The 18,526-nt window shown below is 51.6% G+C and carries 15 protein-coding genes; 5 read left to right on the forward strand and 10 right to left on the reverse strand.

Features of this window, described 5'->3' with window-relative positions; translation table 11 throughout:
• Nucleotides 1–43 precede the first annotated feature (43 nt).
• Nucleotides 44–1,171, reverse strand: coding sequence for a Gfo/Idh/MocA family protein (locus F556_RS0114510; RefSeq protein WP_020617697.1), 1,128 nt, complete (start codon nucleotides 1,169–1,171; stop codon nucleotides 44–46).
• 142 nt (nucleotides 1,172–1,313) lie between these two features.
• On the opposite strand from F556_RS0114510, the gene F556_RS0114515 reads away from it, so the two are divergent.
• The gene (locus tag F556_RS0114515; protein ID WP_020617698.1) at nucleotides 1,314–2,162 is read left to right on the forward strand and encodes a helix-turn-helix transcriptional regulator; all 849 of its coding nucleotides are present in this window, start codon (nucleotides 1,314–1,316) and stop codon (nucleotides 2,160–2,162) included.
• 84 nt (nucleotides 2,163–2,246) lie between these two features.
• Here the strand turns inward: F556_RS0114515 and F556_RS0114520 are convergent, their stop codons facing one another.
• Nucleotides 2,247–5,384 carry a 3-keto-alpha-glucoside-1,2-lyase-like domain-containing protein gene (locus F556_RS0114520; RefSeq protein ID WP_020617699.1) on the reverse strand — a complete coding sequence of 1,046 codons (3,138 nt, stop codon included), beginning with the start codon at nucleotides 5,382–5,384 and terminating at the stop codon, nucleotides 2,247–2,249.
• A 373-nt stretch (nucleotides 5,385–5,757) separates the two neighbouring features.
• Here F556_RS0114520 and F556_RS0114525 point away from each other — a divergent pair, with 373 nt between their 5' ends.
• Nucleotides 5,758–7,254 carry an FAD-dependent oxidoreductase gene (locus F556_RS0114525; RefSeq protein ID WP_020617700.1) on the forward strand — a complete coding sequence of 499 codons (1,497 nt, stop codon included), beginning with the start codon at nucleotides 5,758–5,760 and terminating at the stop codon, nucleotides 7,252–7,254.
• Here the strand turns inward: F556_RS0114525 and F556_RS0114530 are convergent.
• The 8 genes from F556_RS0114530 to F556_RS0114570 form a co-directional block, all read right to left on the reverse strand.
• Nucleotides 7,241–8,092 carry an AraC family transcriptional regulator gene (locus F556_RS0114530; RefSeq protein ID WP_020617701.1) on the reverse strand — a complete coding sequence of 284 codons (852 nt, stop codon included), beginning with the start codon at nucleotides 8,090–8,092 and terminating at the stop codon, nucleotides 7,241–7,243. The two genes, F556_RS0114525 and F556_RS0114530, sit on opposite strands and share 14 nt — an antisense overlap.
• A 597-nt stretch (nucleotides 8,093–8,689) precedes the next feature.
• On the reverse strand, nucleotides 8,690–9,061 hold the full coding sequence (locus F556_RS0114540; RefSeq protein ID WP_020617703.1) for a DUF4383 domain-containing protein: 372 nt from the start codon (nucleotides 9,059–9,061) through the stop codon (nucleotides 8,690–8,692).
• A gap of 467 nt (nucleotides 9,062–9,528) precedes the next feature.
• Nucleotides 9,529–10,161: a YigZ family protein gene (locus F556_RS0114545; RefSeq protein ID WP_020617704.1), complete on the reverse strand. Its 633-nt coding sequence runs from the start codon at nucleotides 10,159–10,161 to the stop codon at nucleotides 9,529–9,531.
• Between the two features lie 14 nt (nucleotides 10,162–10,175).
• Nucleotides 10,176–11,525 (reverse strand): glucose-6-phosphate isomerase, encoded by a 1,350-nt coding sequence (locus F556_RS0114550; protein ID WP_020617705.1) that lies wholly within the window; start codon nucleotides 11,523–11,525, stop codon nucleotides 10,176–10,178.
• Nucleotides 11,526–11,623: 98 nt separating this feature from the next.
• On the reverse strand, nucleotides 11,624–11,941 hold the full coding sequence (gene ppnP / locus F556_RS0114555) for a pyrimidine/purine nucleoside phosphorylase (protein ID WP_020617706.1): 318 nt from the start codon (nucleotides 11,939–11,941) through the stop codon (nucleotides 11,624–11,626).
• A gap of 30 nt (nucleotides 11,942–11,971) precedes the next feature.
• Nucleotides 11,972–13,987: a transketolase gene (tkt, locus tag F556_RS0114560; RefSeq protein WP_020617707.1), complete on the reverse strand. Its 2,016-nt coding sequence runs from the start codon at nucleotides 13,985–13,987 to the stop codon at nucleotides 11,972–11,974.
• Between the two features lie 316 nt (nucleotides 13,988–14,303).
• The gene (purU, locus tag F556_RS0114565) at nucleotides 14,304–15,206 is read right to left on the reverse strand and encodes a formyltetrahydrofolate deformylase (protein ID WP_020617708.1); all 903 of its coding nucleotides are present in this window, start codon (nucleotides 15,204–15,206) and stop codon (nucleotides 14,304–14,306) included.
• Between the two features lie 45 nt (nucleotides 15,207–15,251).
• Nucleotides 15,252–16,379, reverse strand: a complete 1,128-nt coding sequence (locus F556_RS0114570; protein ID WP_020617709.1) for a deoxyribonuclease IV — start codon at nucleotides 16,377–16,379, stop codon at nucleotides 15,252–15,254.
• Nucleotides 16,380–16,480: 101 nt separating this feature from the next.
• Here F556_RS0114570 and F556_RS0114575 point away from each other — a divergent pair, with 101 nt between their 5' ends.
• The 3 genes from F556_RS0114575 to F556_RS0114585 all read left to right on the forward strand — a co-directional run bounded on the left by F556_RS0114575 (nucleotide 16,481) and on the right by F556_RS0114585 (nucleotide 18,462).
• Entirely contained in the window at nucleotides 16,481–16,936 is a 456-nt protein-coding gene (locus tag F556_RS0114575) for a DUF2621 domain-containing protein (RefSeq protein WP_020617710.1), read from the forward strand.
• Nucleotides 16,937–17,057: 121 nt separating this feature from the next.
• The gene (locus F556_RS0114580) at nucleotides 17,058–17,546 is read left to right on the forward strand and encodes a hypothetical protein (protein WP_020617711.1); all 489 of its coding nucleotides are present in this window, start codon (nucleotides 17,058–17,060) and stop codon (nucleotides 17,544–17,546) included.
• Nucleotides 17,547–17,565: 19 nt separating this feature from the next.
• Complete coding sequence (locus F556_RS0114585; protein ID WP_020617712.1) at nucleotides 17,566–18,462, forward strand: TIGR01777 family oxidoreductase; 897 nt, start codon at nucleotides 17,566–17,568, stop codon at nucleotides 18,460–18,462.
• Nucleotides 18,463–18,526: the final 64 nt, after the last annotated feature.

Consider the following 18,526-nt stretch of genomic DNA (forward strand, 5'->3'; position numbering starts at 1 on the left):
TGGGTGGCCCTAACTCTTTAACGCGGGGGTTACTATTCCAACGTTAATTCCCTTTGCGGGAACGGGATTTTTGAATCCTCTCCTGCAGGAGGGTATAATACAGCTCTTCATCGATTGGCAGTTCCACCCAATTATCGATCCAGGTAGAGAGCAGCATCGCGTTCGATAGCATCAATCCTTTAATGCCTTCTTCGCCAGGAGCGATCAGCTCTTCGCCATGCAGGATCGCGTTTGTCCAATTGCGCATTATGCCTTTATGATTGGAATTTTCGCCAACGACCGGAACATCACATCTCCAGCATTCCGGCTGGCCGAAGCCGCCCTTGTAGGTTGCATTGAACTCCCGTTCGGATACACGCAAGCGCCAGAACGTCAGCTTGTCGTCTTCAATGACAATTTTGCCGCGGTCGCCGATGATTTCCAGTCTGTTGGTACCCGGCGTCTCGCCCGTTGTCGTTACGAATACGCCAGTCGCCCCATTCTCATATTCGACAAAAGCGGTGACATCGTCTTCCACTTCAATGTCACGATGTTTGCCGAAATAACAGAACGCGCGAACGCGCTTGGGCATCATGTTGATCGTCCATTGCCACAAATCGAGCTGATGCGGATCCTGATTCAGCAGAACGCCACCGCCTTCGCCTTCCCATGTCGCTCGCCATGTGCCGGAATCATAGTAGCTTTGGGAGCGGTACCAGGTTGTAATAATCCAGTTGGTCCGCCGAATCTCGCCAAGCTCTCCGCTGTCCACCAAATCTTTCAGCTTACGATACAACGGATTTGTACGCTGATTATACATCATACTGAATTTGACGTCTGTTTTGGCAAATGCTTCATTCATCTCGCGAACTTGCTTGGTGTAGACGCCGGCAGGCTTCTCGACCATAACATGCAAGCCCCGCTGGAAGCAGGCAATGGCCAGTTCCGGATGGGAATAATGTGGCGTAGTAATCAATACGCCGTCAACCTTGCCGGAATCCAGCAATGCATAGGGATCGGCGTAGATGCTGACTCCTTCGCCTGCGTGATCCTTGGCCCATTGCCGTCCCGCTTCCGCAATGTCGCTGACTGCCGTCAGCTTGGCGCCGGGTACCTCTCCATTTACGATATAACGAATATGTCCTTTGCCCATATTGCCCAGTCCAATTACGCCTAAACGCACCACTTCCATGTTCGGTTAGCTCCTTCACATTTGAATGTTTAGTGGTATCGTACCACGACGGGAAGAAACGAACTTCTTTGAAATTAACGTAATTGCTCACTCATTTGACTGTGATTGGTGAACGACGAATGTACTTACAGGAGGAATTTCATTGAATATCAAACGAAGAATCACGCCCCCCTTTACCATTCATACATCAACCAGCTATAACAACCGGACGCAATATCACACCCACTTTCATTATGAAATTTATTATTTTCGCGGGGGTAAGGTCAATTATTTAATTAACGACCGCATTCATAGCCTGGAGCCAGGGGATATGCTGCTTATGCACGGTATGACCTTGCACAAAGCCCATGTCATCAATAACGATGCTTACATCCGCACCACGCTGCACTTCGATCCCTATTTCTTCAAACAGTATATTCAGCCTGCTTTCGCACCGGATTTACTTACGCCATTCGAGAAGCTTCACAATGTCCGGCTGCAGTTAAGAAGCGAAGACAAAGCTGAGGTGGAAGCCGAGCTGCAAAAGCTTGAAGAGCTCTACCAGCAGCATACGCCTCATGCGCAGCAACGATTTCAGGCACGTCTGCTGGATCTGCTCATTCTCATTTATAATCACTGTGAACAGCCACTTCAAACGCAAGCTTCATTCCCGACCTTAAAGGAACAGCATGTCCAATCCATTATATCGTATGTAGAAGCTGTGTTTAGGGAGGAAATGACGCTTGAAGCGATCCAAAACGAGCTGCATTTAAGCAAATATTATTTGGCCAAAACGTTTAAAGAAGTGACAGGAATGACGATTTTTCAGCATCTGATGCATCGTCGAATTTACCAGGCCAAGCTTCAATTAATCGAGCTTAGCAACAGCATTACTGCTATTGGTTACGAAGTCGGATTCAAGCACCCTTCGCACTTCAGCCGCGTATTCAAGGAGCATACGGGCATGACGCCAGAACGCTATCGCAAGGAGCACAAGCTCCATGCCATATAGACGCTTTCCCGATATAAGCCAAAAGCTGTCCGTAAAGCCGCATTCCGGCTTCTGGACAGCTCTGGTTATACCGCATGAACAATACTAGGAAGAAGTCCGCACAACAGCGTTATCAAAGGAAATATTCGCCGAGGTGGTGCGGAATCCGATTTTGCCTGTTGTCAATTCCGTTATCGGATTCGTCCACTCCGTCTTTAACACTCCGTTGGCATAAGCTTTGATGGTATTTCCCTTCACATAAGCCTTCAGCTCAACCCACTGATTGGCCTGCGTCGTATACGGCGTGCTCGATACAAGCGTCAGAACCTGATTGACCGACTTGTACAGCTCCAGCCGTTGCGCCGTTCCGTTTAGTCGATACATGTAATAATTGTTGGCATCCTGGAGCCGGAACAAGATCCCTGCATTGGCATTAACGATCGGCAATTTTACTTCCGCTTGATACGTGTAATCCGTCCATGTACTGCCAGCAGAAATTAACGCCGTCGTCGAAGCCGTCTGGGTCATTACTTGAGTTCCGTCGGTCTTGACACTCCAGGAGCCAGACGCAGGTGTCCATCCGCTCATCGTTCCATTCTCGAAATTAGCGCTGAATGCGGTAACCGTATGATTCGATGGCGGGGCAGGCTCGCTCACATCCGATACTTGAATCGTGAAATTTTTGTCAACATATAGCCCGCCTGAATCCATGCTTCTCACCCGGATACTATAGCTGTTCTTCGTTTCGTAATCCGGTGTTACTGCGAGATATAAGCGGTTCTCGGCAATGGTGAAGCTGTTGTTGTCGCTGCTTCCCGCTCCGGCAATGAGCTGGTACGAGAAGGTCTCGCCAGCATCGGGATCGGTGGTCGTGAAGGCTCCGACCATGCCGCCAGCCGTCGTATTCTCAGCTACAGTGCTATGGGAGAGGGCGATATTGGTTGGCGCATAATTAATGGGTGCAACGACAGCATCGTCAAAATGCACGCCCGCCGAGGTCGTCCGGAACCCGATGCCCCCTGACGTCAACTCTGTCACTGGATTCGTCCATTGCATTTTTAATTGCCCATCCACGTAACCGGCAATCGTGTTCCCCTGAACAATGGCTTTGAGTTTGTACCACTGCTTCTCCTGGGCTGCGAACGGCGTGCTCGCCACAAGCGTCAATTGTCCCTGGATCGATTTATACAGCTCCAGTGTCTGATTGGCTGCATTGATACGATACAGATAATAATTGTTGGCGTTCATGACCCTGAATACCAGGCCGGCATTGGCATTGACGTAAGGCACTCTCACTCCGGCTTCATACGTATAATCCTTCCATGTACCGCCGCTACCTGCAGTAATCATCGAGGTATTGGTCTGACTGCCGCTGGACAACACCTTATTATCGCCGGCCGTCGGCACGCTCCAATTGCCTGCGACTGTTGTCCACCCTGCCAGATCGCCGTCCTCGAAATTGTCGCTGAACAGTCTTGGCTTGGAATTGGCAAAACGGATGCCTTCGACATTCGCATTCGCTACGTTGATTTTCAGGTCGCTCACGGTTGTTGCAAGATTACCTTTGACGTAGATATCCGAGAACGTGACGTCCCGGACCTTGCCACCGCGAGTGACATTGCCTGACAGCCGGGACTGCTGGCCTCCCAGTTGGCGGATATTAATATTTTTGACCACGACATTGCTCACATCGCCGGAGGTGCTGGTCGAGACCCCTAGCCAATAATTGCCGAATTGGTTAATTTCAACGCGCTCAATATCAATATTGTCAAACGTAATGTTATGCGCATATCCTTCTTGCGGCAGCGTATTCTGGGTGTACCCATGGTCCACAAGTAGAGCGCGAGCGCTTTGATAGACATAAGAGTTGCGAATCGTCACCCCGATCTGTGGCTGGGCTACCCCCATGCCGATTTTGAACGCTGCACATCTTGTCCAAGCGAACGCATCATCAAAGACGACATTCTCCAGATGCTCCAGCGGCCCTGGCCAGTCTTTGGACATCCCCGTTTGCAGCCAGGTTTTCGTAGAATAGGTGTCATCATCCGAGATCGCAATTGAATGCTGGACGAGCACGTTTTGACTCTCGTTGATATCGATAACATCATTTTCGATTTTGTACAGATCCTGAAATCCCTTGAGATTCTTGATCGTCACATTGTCGGAACGCACCACCATGAACGACCAGAACCCGCTATCCCGCAGAATCAGACCGTCAAAATTAAAATTGGAGGTAGCGATGGGAACGAGCAGATTGTTGAGAAAGCCTTCATTTTTGTTCGGTGCTGGCATCCTCCGCTCACGCATCGCAATCCCTTTACCGTCGATGGTGCCGCGTCCCCTGACCGTAATATTGTTGGAGTTCACCGCTGTCCGGATAAAATACGTACCATCCGCATTTCGTGAATCCTTACGAAAGTCATTCCGGTAATCCTCACCTCTGCCCGTCCCGACAATGACCGCGCCACCAGCAAGATAGAAGGTCACATTGCTCTTCAAGGTAAGATTCCCACTTTTGTAGATGCCCGCAGGAATGAAAACGACACCCCCGCCAGCTTGGTTGGCGTCATCGATTGCCCGCTGAATCGCGGTTGTAGCCATCGCCACTCCCGTCTTGTCCGCGTTGTAGGGCGACTGCGTCACATTATAGATCCCTGATCCGGTGGAGGGCGGAATATTTGTCTCCAGCGGATCGGCGGCGATCACGATCCGTTTTCTCGCACCATTAATTTCTACAATTACATAGGTTGAGGAGGACAGCGAAAAGGTTAACTTGTTGCCGCTTACCGTACCCTGGATTTTTTTGGCCAAGGGACTGATGGAATACGAAGTAATCGGCTCATTCACTGTCACTTCAAGACTGACCGTGCCGTCAAATGAAAAGTGAGCATAATCATAGTCCGGCATATAGCTCAGGACCGGAACCGTTTGGTTATCAGCTTTTAGTGAGAATACGCTGGATGCGGCGTAGATGGAAGGTTTCGGATAATTTTGGATGGTTGCCGGAGCCGCAGCGATCTGTGCAGAAACTAAATCCTCCAAATCCACCTCATCTACTGCATCCGTCTCATCTGTCCCTTCTCCTTCTTCAACTACCTCTTCTGTCTCATCCACCACATCGACTGAAGAAATTGTCTCGCTCTCCACGAACTCGATGGCATGAGCCGCATACGGCATAACAGCAGTCATTATCATGACGAGCACCACCAACAGATGAAAGGTTTTTCGTGTCATAGTAAGCATAACTACCTCCTCAACCTGATTTTTCTGCCCATCCGTCAATCAGGCAGCACATCGCATTTCCGTTCGCCCAACCGGATGCCGGGTTGCGATCTGTGAAGGCGCTATCATTTTTTCGGTAAAGCCAGACAGCTAATTAGCTGATTCAGCCTCCTTCCATGACAACATGGCCTGACAAGTTGAATTATAAGCGCTCTCCAATAAGAAAGGAGTGGGGCAGGACAACTCTCCAGGGCGACAATTTAACTGTCCTGCTGCTGCCTCCCTCAAACAGTAAGATCCATCAAGTGAAAAAGGAAGATTCATCATTCTCGCCTCATCCGTCTGCAGTTTATAATAGCGTTTGAAAGCGAATGAAGAGTCAAGGAGGCGTAACATGAACCAGGAAGAATCGTATGATATCGTCATTTACGGAGGAACGGCTGCAGGTATCGTTGCAGCTCTTCAAGCCAAGTCTATGGGCAAAAGCGTGGTAGTCCTTGAGCCAAGTCGTCGGATCGGCGGCATGACCACCGGCGGACTGGGAGATACGGATATCGGAATGGAGGAAGCCGTCGGTGGTCTGTCTTTGGAGTTTTACCGCCGCATTGCCAGAAAATACGACCAGGATGGAGCCCGTTGGCTGTTTGAACCCAAAGTGGCGCTCGAGGTTTTACTGGAGTGGGTGAAGGAAAGCCAGATCGAAGTCGTGTACGGTGAAAGACTGGAGCTCCAGGACGGCGTGGAAAAGCAAGGCACCAGCATCACCTCGATCCAGATGGAATCCGGGAAGGTGTATCGCGGCCAGATCTTTATCGATGCGACGTATGAAGGCGACCTGATGGCCAAGTCCGGCGTATCCTATGTTACTGGTCGCGAGTCGAATGCACAATACGGAGAGACCTTGAACGGTATTCACTCCGGAAATGAGCTGCCCAGCGGAATCGATCCTTATATCGTCAAAGGTGTGCCCTCGAGCGGCTTGCTTCGTCGCGTCAATCCGAACGCCGGTGGACGCTTCGGCGATGGAGACACCAACGTTCAAGCCTATAACTTTCGTATGTGTTTGACGAACAATCCGGACAACCGCCTGGATATTCAGAAGCCTGAAGGATATGACGAGGCCGATTATGAGATTTTGTTCCGGGCTATCGAGCAGGGTCAATCATCGAAATTCTTCAAACTGAATAGGGTCACTGCGGACAAGACGGACTCCAATAACAACAGCGGCATCTCTACCGATTACAACGGTATGAACCACAGCTATCCCGAAGCAGATTATGCTACTAGAGAACAAATGTGGCATGCCCATCGCATCTATCAACAAGGGTATGTCTGGACAATTCAGAACCACCCGCGTGTACCGGAGGACATCCGGGCCGTGTACAAACCGTGGGGCTTGGCTCTTGATGAATTTACAGACAGCAACCATTGGACACCGCAACTGTACGTCCGAGAATCCCGCAGAATGGTCAGCGACTACGTCGTCACCGAGCATGCAGTCAGACGGGTAGACGAGGCAACCGATTCCATAGGCATGGGCTCCTTTGCTATGGACTCGCATCACACGCAGTACTATGTCAATGAAGACGGCCATGTCAGCTCGGAGGGCGGATTTTATGAACGGTTGAAAGCCCCTTATCCCATCAGTTATCGGGCGATTGTGCCCAAACCGCAAGAGTGCACCAATCTGATCGTACCAGTATGTGTCTCAGCGACTCATGCAGCCTATGGCTCGATTCGGATGGAGCCTGTATTTATGATTTTGGGACAGTCGGCTGCGGTCGCTGCCGCCTTGGCTCTAGATGCAGACGGCATTGTTCAGCATGTCCCATATGAGCAGCTGCATCAAGTGCTCGTTCAAGAAAAGCAGGTTTTGTTTACGGATGAATAAGACCTGTGTCCCCTTCGTTGAACCCTATCCCGAAGGTGTGGCGGTATTCACCCGGCGGATATCCGAACCGCTCACGGAACATGCGACAGAAATGAGGATAGCTCTGAAAACCCGTTTTTTCGGCAACCTGCTCTAGCGGAAGACTGGTATATAGCACCTGCTGCTCGGCAAGCTTCAGCCTGACATCGATGCAGTAGGCGAACAGCGACCGGCCATAAGCTGATTTGAACAAGTACGAGCAGCGGGAAACGCTTAACCCGACCGAAGCCGAGATATCCTCCAAACGGAGAGGCTCATGGGCATGATGCTCAATGAACTCTTTCAGCTTGCGTGCGATGTCTCCACCTGGGGCACGCTGGTTGGTAGAAATGACTTGTTCCAGGGTTAAGCAAAAGGCCTTTAGAAGATAATCCATGATTTCTGCTTGATTTTGCATAACTTTTTTCTTTTCGCTGATGATATGCTTCCATAGTGTAATGACGGTATCGTCAAAACCGATGTTCGTCCGGGCGGGTATGCTTTTCGTTTGCCACCAGTTATCCAGCCATTCCCCATTACCCATGAGAAAATAGTCACTCACGGGTTGAATAGCATCCGGTTCCGATAGACTTCGGGGCTGCACACTGAGATCATACGCCTGATTGGGTGGATAGATGAGCAGATCGCCGGGGATGATGGTCTCATATTGCCCTGCAACCAGCGCGCGGCAGATACCCTCCACCTGAAGCCGGAACAAATAGCATTTCAATCCATCATGATACCTTACGGCGTGAGGCTTGGTGTGCGTGGAATAATTGGCATACATGACGCTGGAGCGATGTGGATCGGACGTCGTCATACGTGCGAGACCTCCTGAATGGATCAATCTACACTGATTATATCGTGCTGCGTCTGCCTCATCATACCACATGACAGGCTGCCCTCAAATGGGAACCTACAGTCACGGATCGATCTTACAAGCGCCGTTGTCCCCAGATTCCCTTGGTTCCACCCCTATTAGGGGTGTGAAATCCGGGGACAGCGTATGCCTAAGGCTCAGGGGGCAATTATGTTCGAAATTTCGTGCTTATTGGGGCGGACGGCGGCTCAGGGGCTATATTATATTCGAATTTTCGTGCTTATTTGGGCAGACGGTGGCTCAGGAGCCAATTGTATTCGAAATTTCGTGTTTATTTGGGCGGACGGTGGCTCAGGAGCCAATTGTATTCGAAATTTCGTGTTTATTTGGGGCAACGGTGGCTCAGGAGCCAATTGTATTCGAAATTTCGTGTTTATTTGGATCAACGGTGGCTCAGGAGCTGATTATATTCGAATTTTCGTGCTTATTGGGGCGGACAGTAGCTTAGGGACTAATTAAAAACAACACTTGCTTGGGCGCCCCTGTCTTCGGGCTTCAAGCAAGCGTTGTATGGTGTATTCGCGTTAAGTCATTCTCCTACACCGTGCGCCGCGAGCGCACCGGAGCCCGTGACTCCACGAGGACAAAGCCAATGTAGAGCGCAATCGCCCCCGTGATGAAGTGGAGGATGTGATCGGCGAGCCCGAGTGTCATGAGTCCAAACACATTGCCCGTAAAGACACCAAGCACACTCAGCACAATGGTCACGGTTCCGAGCACTTGTGCATAGCGACAAGCATACCCTTCCTCGGAGGCCGCCAGCAGACCAAGCAGTCCAGCCAACAGGTACAGCACGGTATGCGACGAGTGCAGATGAAGCAGGCCGAACAGCTGGTCAGCGAACAAACCGACAATTCCCATAAATCCGAAGACGAGTCCCGCAAGCGCTGCAAACCGCCTGGCTGCCATAGCGATTCCTCCCTGTATCCGTCAGGTATGGAAGGACGCAACTACACATCCTTCTCTATAGGAACCCTATGCATATACAAGCCAAAACATGCAGGGTCGCTTTTGATCACGAAGTAACTCATAGAAGTCTATTCGACATCGAATCTTGAAGCCAGTCGAAACTTCCGGTGCTCACGTAGTCTTAACTACGCTCCGCTCCTCAATTCCTCCTGTCTCCAACCTTCTCGGTGCTGAAAAGCGACTGTTGATCACGAAGTAACTCATAGAAGTCTATTCGACATCGAATCTTGAAGCCAGTCGAAACTAAGCCTATGCTTCCGAAGCTAGTTTACTCCGGAAACTCTTAGGTGCTCACGTAGTCTTAACTACGCTCCGCTCCTCATTTCGTCGTGCCTCCTGTGCTTACGAAGCTAGTTTCCTTCGGAAACTCTTAGGTGCTGAAAAGCGACTATTGGGCATCCCCGGGGCTATTCGCCTTCGATGCAGTAAAGCTCGTCGCCGAGGGTGATGACGGCCTGTCCCTGGGTCAGGTCTGTGATCCAGGCTGCGAATCGTTCCGCTTCCTCGGCCTCGGGCAGGCAGGTGACCGTCACTTTGTCCGTGAACTCGGTGCCGCCCAGACGGACCTCGCGTTGATGAAACGCGTTCTCCAGCTTGCCATGCCACGTATAATCCACTTCAACATGGACTTCGCGGTGCAGAACGTTGACAATCTCCTCTGCCGCCTCGAGCGCAGCGACAGCTCCATCCGTGTAGGCACGGATGAGGCCGCCTGCTCCCAGCATGATTCCGCCAAAATAACGAGTCACAACAATAGCGACATTTTTGACGCCCCGGTTCTTGATCACTTCCAGCATCGGTTTGCCAGCCGTACCGCTCGGTTCACCGTCATCGGACTGCTTTTGCACCTCGTCCCTCTCCCCAATCATGTACGCCGAGCAGTTGTGTGTCGCGTTCCAATGCTGCTTCTTGATCTCCTCGATGAAGGCTGCTGCCTCCGCTTCAGATGTCACAGGCTTGGCGTGGCCGATGAATCGGGATTTCTTGATGACGATTTCCTTGTTTCCAAATTGTCGTACAGTTGTATAACGGCTAAGCATAGTCGAATCCTGCCTTACAGGCGGGCTTCCAGCTCAGCTTTTTCTTTCTCAAAGCCCGGCTTGCCCAGCAAGGCGAACATATTCTTTTTGTACGCTTCAACGCCCGGTTGGTCGAAAGGATTAACGCCCAGCAGGTAACCGCTGATGCCGCACGCCTTCTCGAAGAAATAGACCAGGTATCCGAACGTGTACGGCGTCATATCTTTGATATTGACAACCAGGTTCGGTACATTGCCGTCGGTATGCGCCAGCAGTGTGCCTTCAAACGCCTTTTTGTTGACGAAGTCCAGCGTCTTGCCAGCCAGGAAGTTCAGACCATCCAGGTCGTCTTCATTCTTCTCAATCGTAATCTGCTCCGGTACCTCACCCACCTGGATGACGGTTTCGAACAGGTTGCGGTTGCCCTCTTGAATGAATTGACCCATGGAGTGAAGATCCGTGGAGAAATCAACAGCAGCCGGGAAGATGCCTTTGAAGTCTTTGCCTTCGCTCTCGCCGTACAGCTGCTTCCACCATTCCGATACAAAGTGCAGGGACGGCTCGTAATTGACGAGAATTTCTGTATCCTTGCCTTTGCGGTAAAGCGCGTTACGTACTGCAGCATACTGGTAGCTCTCGTTTTCAGCCAGATTCGGGTTGCTGTATTCCTTGGAAGCGTCAGCTGCGCCCTGCATCATCGATTGAATATCGATGCCAGCAGCTGCGATCGGCAGAAGACCAACGGCAGTCAGAACGGAATAACGTCCGCCTACATCATCTGGAATAATGAAGGACTCGTAGCCTTCTTCGGTGGCCAGCTTCTTCAGTGCACCTTTTTCACGGTCAGTTGTCGCGTAGATCCGCTTGCGCGCTTCTTCCTTGCCGTACTGCTGCTCCAATGCATCACGGAAAATCCGGAACGCAATAGCCGGCTCGGTTGTCGTCCCCGACTTGGAGATCACGTTGATCGACCAGTCACGGCCTTCGAGCAGCTGCTTCAGATGGGTAACATAGGTGGAGCTGATGTTGTTGCCTGCGAAGAAAATTTGAGGCGTCTTGCGCTGGTCGCGAGTCTGCACATTATAGAAGGAATGCGAGAGCATCTCAATCGCCGCCCGCGCACCCAGGTAGGAACCGCCGATGCCGATAACCACGAGCACCTCGGAGTCGTTCTGGATCTTCTGGGCTGCTTGCTCGATGCGTGCAAACTCTTCTTTATCATAATTAACCGGCAGGTCGATCCACCCGAGGTAATCGGAGCCGGCACCTGTTCCGTTATGTAACTGCTCGTGAGCCAGACGAACGGCTCCCTCCAGATAGTCCACTTCATGCTGTCCGACAAATGCGGATGCTTTGCTGTAATCAAAAGAAACAGTTTTACTCATAATTGAATAGCCTCCTTTAAACGAATGGGGTCAGGCATACTGCAAAGGACTGCCCGGGTTCCGCCGTAGCGGACCGCCGGTACAGTCCTTCCTTTACTCTACTCGCTAATATACGAACAGCAGTAGTCAGTTACAGCTGCAATCTGGAGTTTGAACTTGGCATTGGCAGGAACGATGAATTCCCCTTCGCCCTGGATGTGCAGCCATTCGGTTTCACCCGGCAGCAGCACTTTCAGGTCGCCAGCCATGATTTCCATGATTTCCTTCTGGTCAGTACCGAATTCATAGTCGCCAGGCAGCATAATGCCTAACGTCTTCTTGGTGCCGTCCGGGAAGATCACTGCACGGCTGGTTACTTTGCCGTCAAAGTATACATTTGCTTTTTTAACGACGGATACTTGATCGAATTGGGACATGATGCGCTCCTTTTTATGCGGGCTGCTTGACTACAGCAGCGCCTTGACTTTGCTGACCACATTCTCCACGGTGAAGCCATACTCTTTGATGACGCGGTCGCCAGGAGCGGATGCGCCAAACGTAGAGATGCCCAGAATATCGCCTTCGTCGCCGACATAACGCTCCCAACCAAATGGCGAAGCCATCTCGATTGCCAGGCGTGCCTTCACGTCAGGCAGCAGAACGGACTGGCGGTATTCCTTGGATTGTTGGTCGAACAGATCCCAGCTCGGCATGCTGATGACACGTACCTGGATTCCCTCTTCTGCCAGCGCCTTTTGAGCGGCAACTGCGAGTTGAACCTCGGAACCGGTAGCGATCAGCTGAGCTTGCGCCTGACCTTGCTCCTTGGAGACAACGTATGCACCGCGCGCGATGCCTTCACGAGCTTGCTCTGCCGTACCTTCCAGAATCGGCAGGTTTTGACGCGTCAGTACGAGTGCTACAGGCTTGCCAGTATTGGCAACCGCGTATGCCCATGCTGCGGAAGTTTCATTGGCATCTGCTGGACGCAGAACGGTCAGCTCCGGAATGACACGAAGCGATGCAAGCTGCTCGATCGGCTCATGCGTCGGGCCGTCTTCACCCACAGCGATACTGTCATGTGTCAGAACATAAACAACTGGCAGTTTTTGAATGGCTGCCAGACGCACAGCTGGACGAAGATAATCAGTGAAGACGAAGAACGTACCACCGTACACCTTCAGTCCGCCATGCAGCATAATGCCGTTCATCGCTGCGGCCATACCAAATTCACGTACGCCAAAGTAGATGTTGCGTCCATCATACTGGCCTGCTTTGAAGACCGGCAAGCCCTTAAGGTGAGTCATTGTGGAGCTCTCCAGGTCAGCAGAGCCGCCTACAATGCTAGGAACTTTGGCTGCCAATGCGTTAAGCGCATTGCCACCAGCAACGCGTGTCGAGACCGCTTTGTCCTCTGGTGTGTAAGTAGGCAGTTCACTGTCCCAACCTTCAGGCAGTTCACCAGCGATAGCTTGCTCAAGCTGCGCCGCCAGCTCAGGATGAGCTTCTTTGTAGGATGCAAGCAACTTGTCCCATGCTTGGTTGGCTTCTTCGCCGCGTTTTTTGACGTCTGCAAAATGACCACGTACTTCTTCCGATACGTAGAAGTCTTCTTCTGCCGTCCATTTGTAATATTCTTTGGTGAGCTTAGTTTCGTCCGGTCCCAGCGGGGAACCATGTGGTCCAGCATGACCGCCTTTGCCGCCTTTATTCGGGCTACCGTAACCGATGACCGTTTTCACTTCGATCAGCGTAGGCTTGCCAGTCTCAGCTTGCGCTTCAGCGATTGCTTTCTCGAGTGCTGGCAGATCGTTGCCGTCCTCAACGCGAAGCACTTGCCAGCCGTACGCTTCAAAGCGCTGCTGTGCGTTCTCGGAGAAGGAGAGGTTCAACTCACCGTCAAGCGAGATATCATTCGAATCATAGAGCACGATCAGCTTGCCAAGCTTGAGATGGCCAGCGAGCGATGCAGCTTCACTGGAGATTCCCTCCATCAGGTCGCCGTCGCCACAGATTACATATGTGAAGTGGTTAACAATGTCGAAGTTTTCTTTATTGTAGGTAGCAGCCAGTTGGGCTTCTGCCATGGCCATGCCGACCGACATACCCAGACCTTGTCCAAGCGGTCCAGTCGTAGCATCTACACCAGCAGTGTGGCCCCATTCCGGATGCCCCGGTGTTTTGGAATCCCATTGGCGGAAGTTCTTCAGCTCTTCCAGCGGCAGATCATATCCGGACAGGTGAAGCAGGCTGTACAACAGCATGGAGCCGTGACCTGCGGACAAAACGAAGCGGTCGCGGTTCAGCCACGTCGGATTCGACGGGTTGTGGTTCATGTTTTTGGCAAACAATTGATACCCCATCGGAGCGGCACCCATAGGCATGCCCGGATGGCCGGACTTTGCTTTCTCGATCGCGTCGATGGCTAGTGTCCGGATCGTATCGATCGAGAGCTGATCGATAGATTTTTGAATAACTGTCATGTTTGTATTTCCTCCCATACCTGTTCTGATCATGCGTTTTATCTTATCTCTATCTCTGGTTTTGCGAGAGTGTTCTCCGCAATGGCTATGAAATATTGTACCATTTGCGCCCTCGCTTTTCCATACCCAAGTGAGCCGACCCGGTAAGGGGATTCGAGCGCAGCAGACAAATGAGCTATGTAATCGTCAATAATCGCTTGATTTTACCTCACCGAGATATTATTCCCAGCATGCACTAGAACCATCACAGCTTCTAATACATAAGAAAAAGCCGCAGGATCTGGAGGCTCCAGTTCCTGCGGCCTGAGTGAGACGCTTAATTGAACACAACTGTTTTATTGCCGTGCACGAGGATACGATCCTCAATATGCCATTTGACGGCTCTCGCCAGTACCGTACGCTCGATGGTTCGGCCGATCCGCTTCAGATCGTCGACATTGTCGCGATGGCTGACCCGTTGAATATCCTGCTCAATGATCGGTCCGCCATCCAATTCCTCCGTGACGAAGTGAGCTGTGGCGCCGATGATTTTAACCCCGCGCGTGTACGCCTGAGCATACGGCTTGCCGCCTACAAACGCCGGCAGGAAGGAATGGTGAATGTTAATAATCCGGTTTGGATAATGCTCAATGAACTTCGGCGTGATGATCTGCATATAGCGGGCCAACACGATGACATCGACCTTGTCGGCTACCAGCTCCAGCTGTTTCTTCTCAGCCTCTTCCTTGGTATTGGCAGTTACCGGTACATGGTAGAACGGGATGCCAAAAGGCTCAACGATCCCTTTCATATCCGGATGATTGCTGATGACCATAGAAATCTCGGCATCCAGGTCCCCCGCCTGCCACTGCCAGAGCAGCTCCAGCAGACAGTGATCCTCTTTGGATACAAAGATTGCCAGACGCTTCTTGCGACTTGCACGGAAAGTGGACCATTTCATCTGGAAACGGTCAGCGATTCGGCCAAAATCCTCTTGCAGCACAGGCAGCTGCTTATCTAGGTCAGCCAGATCGAACTCAAAGCGAATAAAGAACATGCCGCCTTCAGGATTCATCGTATATTGGTCTGATTGCACGATATTTGCACCCTGCTCATGCAGGAAATGCGACACGGCTGCTACGATACCTGGACGGTCCGGGCACGAGATCAGCATCCGGGCGCGGTTGCGCTTGGCTGGATCTTCTTTGTAATTGGGCGTTTGATACGTATTTGCAGACATAACTCTATCTTCCTTCCATTGTTCTCAAGTACTGAGTTAGTATAATCAAGCATTCACCAATACGGATTTACCGGCAAACCATGCCGTGAGCCTCTGGTTAATCGCCTCTTCGCTCAAATCGGGCAGTACATCGTTCTCCACAACGAGGTCGTACAGCCGTTCCATCGGCTCTCGGGGATCGGCTTTTTTGGCTTTGGCATCGTTTTTGAGCGTATCCCAGCTATTGATGACATAACTGCGCGGATCAATGCCTTCTTTTTCGAAGAAATGATGCAATCGCTCGACATGCCCCAGGAACTCATCGCCGAACCGCTCCTGCACATTGCCCCGCAGCAAGGCAATCTCTGCTTCATACATTGGACGTTGGGTCTTGGCCTCTTTGCCGATCCATGGCGTTTCCAGAATAAACGGACGTCCGGCGAGCAGCTCGTGATGTACGATAGCATGCAGCGCCTCATGACCCAGCCATCCCGCGCCGATAGGAGCATGACGGTCTTTGCCGGCGCCTCTCGGATTTTTCGTATCGTTCACATGAACGACCGCTACACGGTTTAACCCCACAAGATCATCAAATTGCTTCAGTACGCCGTCCAGATCGTGAATGAGATCATAGCCGGAATCATGCATATGGCAGGTATCCATGCATACGGTAAGCCGGTCGTTCTGGTCCACTTTCTCGATAATTCGGGCTAGCTCCTCGAAGCTCCGACCTACCTCTGTGCCCTTCCCGGCCATGGTCTCCAGCGCGATATTGACGTCGGTTTCCTTGGTGCCATTCAGCACCTCGTTCAGCCCTTCGGCAATCCGGTTAATTCCGTAATCGACATCCTTGTCTGTGTATGCACCGGGATGAAGGACAATATTGCGAACGCCGATATGATGCGTGCGGCGCATCTCTTCCTGCAGAAAATCTACCGCCAGCTTGTATGTCGCATCCTTGTATGAGCCAAGATTAATAATATAAGGGGCATGGACTACAATTTCTTCGATCCCGCTCGCTTGCATCGCTTCCTTGCCTTCATTAATATATAATTCATCCATCGGCTTGCGCCGCGTGTTTTGAGGTGCACCGGTATAAATCATAAAAGAGCTTGAGCCGTAGGTAGCCGCCTCTTGCGCAGCGGTTAACAGCCCCTTGCTTGAAAATGAGACGTGCGAGCCAATCTTCAACATGGCTTATCTTGCTCCCTTCCTCTTTCGATTCATCTTATTTTACAGGGAATATCGAAATAAATCTAGGAATACGGTATAATTACTAGTGAGGTGATTGGAAGATGCCTAGCGCACCCGACGGGTTTATGTATTTTATCGTGTTCTGGGGCGTCGTCATGGTCGTTTTTATGGCAATTGGCGGCTTTTTTATGTTTCGCAAATTTTTGAAGGTACTGCCCAAGCAGGATGGAAAATCCAAGCTGGACTGGCAGAATTACTGGGTAGAGCGCAGCCGTCCGATGTGGACCGAGGAATCCAAGCAGTTCTTGGATCAGCTGGCTTCGCCTGTGCCGACCCCTTTCCGGGACATCGCCAAGCATTCAATTGCTGCGCGCATCGGCCAAGTTGCGATTGAGAGTGGAGCTAACGAGGTTACCAGGGATCATTGCATTGAAGGTTATATCCTGGCCACACCGCCCCGCGATTACCGCAGCCTGATTTCCTTTCTAAAAAAACAAAACATTGATTATTCCCCATACGAGCATTTGCTTCAGACATCCAAGACCTCGTCCTCTTAAGTAGCGGACGGGGTTTGTTTTTGCTCGGAGTTTGACGGCTTTGTGTCAGGTACACTCGTTACGATTGAGCCGCGAGCTCCAAGGGTAATGATTCGTTAAACCATCAGGAGGTGCATGCATTATGAACAACAAGAAATCCTATGTACATAGCCCGAAGCTGGTATTGATCGTGGCTTTGATGCTTATCATGGCGATCACAGCAGCTTGTGGCAATAACAACAATGCCAACAACACGCCAACCGATCCGGGGACCAATACTCCGGCGCCGGCGCCAGAGCCAGACAACACAGAGACGGACCCCGAGCCGGAGCCTGCTCCGGAAGAACCAGCTGAGACGGAGACGCCACCAGCGGGCGAGGGCAATGATTCAAACGAACCAGCGGCAATGATGGATGAAGGTCGGTTTGTGGGCATCATGGACACGCACTCCATTGAGATTGAAACCGCAGATGGCCCGACTGCCTTTCAATATGAAGAAGCAATGACCGAGACGATCAATAACATTGAACCGGACGCACAAGTCCAATTCGAATATGTAGAGGAAACCCAAGATGTAGATGGGGAGCAAGTTACGCAGCTCTGGCTGGTCTCCATTGAAGAGGTACAATAACGGGTAAAGGGTGAAGGCGATGCGGATAGCGGTAACGGGAGGGAGCGGTTTTGTCGGCGGTGCGCTGGTCGACAGCCTGCTGGATCGTGGAGATGAAGTCTGGATTATTACACGTTCCAAAGACAGCGTCAAAAAGCAGCGGAGCGGCCTCCAAGTTGTGACGTGGGATGAGCTGGACCAAGAGCCGAACAAGCTGGCAGGCGTGGACGCCATTGTCAACCTGGCCGGTGAATCCATTAACCAGCGCTGGACAGACAAAGCCAAGGAACGAATCCTGCAATCGCGACTGAAAGCAGCGGATCGCATCGCCAAGTTCGCTGGTAGTCTGGAGCAGCGTCCTGCCGTTGTCATTAATGCATCTGGGGTATCCTATTATGGCACATCGGAGACTGAGACCTTCGACGAGACGAGCGAGCAAAGGATAATGGACTTCCTCAGCGAAGTAGTTGACAAATGGGAGGCAGCCGCAGATGAGATTCCGACAGACCGTCTGGTCAAGCTGCGGGTCAGCCTGGTGCTGGGTCGGGATGGCGGAGCGTTCCCGCTGATGGCCCTGCCCTATCGCTTGTTTGGCGGAGGGCGGGTCGGAAGCGGCAAGCAGTGGGTGTCCTGGATCCACATGGAGGACATGGTGCGCTTGATTCTGTTCTGCCTCGACAACGACTCGGTTTCCGGTCCCATCAATGCGAGCAGCCCTGATCCCGTCACCAACGACCAGTTCGGCCGGGCCATCGGCCGGGCCATGGGACGTCCCCACTGGTTCCCGGTGCCTGCCGTGCTCATGAAGACGCTGCTCGGCGAGCTGTCCGTCCTGCTACTCGAAGGTCAACGCGTTCTACCACGTAAGGCACAAGAGCATGGCTTCGAGTTCCGTTATGCGACTGTAGATCAGGCGATGAAGGAATTGGTCGGATAAGAATTTACACTTCGTATCAAAACCCTCCCTTGAGTTTTCACAGAAAACTCGGAGGGTTTTCTTT

The sequence above is a fragment of the Paenibacillus daejeonensis DSM 15491 genome (assembly GCF_000378385.1).
GTDB lineage: Bacteria > Bacillota > Bacilli > Paenibacillales > Paenibacillaceae > Paenibacillus_D > Paenibacillus_D daejeonensis.

Coding starts and splice junctions, on each gene's coding strand:
- F556_RS0114510 (WP_020617697.1), bottom strand. CDS start 1,171: ATGGAAGTGGTGCGTTTAGGCGTAATTGGACTGGGCAATATGGGCAAA.
- F556_RS0114545 (WP_020617704.1), bottom strand. CDS start 10,161: ATGCTTAGCCGTTATACAACTGTACGACAATTTGGAAACAAGGAAATC.
- F556_RS0114570 (WP_020617709.1), bottom strand. CDS start 16,379: ATGTTGAAGATTGGCTCGCACGTCTCATTTTCAAGCAAGGGGCTGTTA.
- purU (WP_020617708.1), bottom strand. CDS start 15,206: ATGTCTGCAAATACGTATCAAACGCCCAATTACAAAGAAGATCCAGCC.
- ppnP (WP_020617706.1), bottom strand. CDS start 11,941: ATGTCCCAATTCGATCAAGTATCCGTCGTTAAAAAAGCAAATGTATAC.
- F556_RS0114540 (WP_020617703.1), bottom strand. CDS start 9,061: ATGGCAGCCAGGCGGTTTGCAGCGCTTGCGGGACTCGTCTTCGGATTT.
- tkt (WP_020617707.1), bottom strand. CDS start 13,987: ATGACAGTTATTCAAAAATCTATCGATCAGCTCTCGATCGATACGATC.
- F556_RS0114525 (WP_020617700.1), top strand. CDS start 5,758: ATGAACCAGGAAGAATCGTATGATATCGTCATTTACGGAGGAACGGCT.
- F556_RS0114585 (WP_020617712.1), top strand. CDS start 17,566: ATGCGGATAGCGGTAACGGGAGGGAGCGGTTTTGTCGGCGGTGCGCTG.
- F556_RS0114550 (WP_020617705.1), bottom strand. CDS start 11,525: ATGAGTAAAACTGTTTCTTTTGATTACAGCAAAGCATCCGCATTTGTC.
- F556_RS0114580 (WP_020617711.1), top strand. CDS start 17,058: ATGAACAACAAGAAATCCTATGTACATAGCCCGAAGCTGGTATTGATC.
- F556_RS0114520 (WP_020617699.1), bottom strand. CDS start 5,384: ATGCTTACTATGACACGAAAAACCTTTCATCTGTTGGTGGTGCTCGTC.
- F556_RS0114575 (WP_020617710.1), top strand. CDS start 16,481: ATGCCTAGCGCACCCGACGGGTTTATGTATTTTATCGTGTTCTGGGGC.
- F556_RS0114530 (WP_020617701.1), bottom strand. CDS start 8,092: ATGACGACGTCCGATCCACATCGCTCCAGCGTCATGTATGCCAATTAT.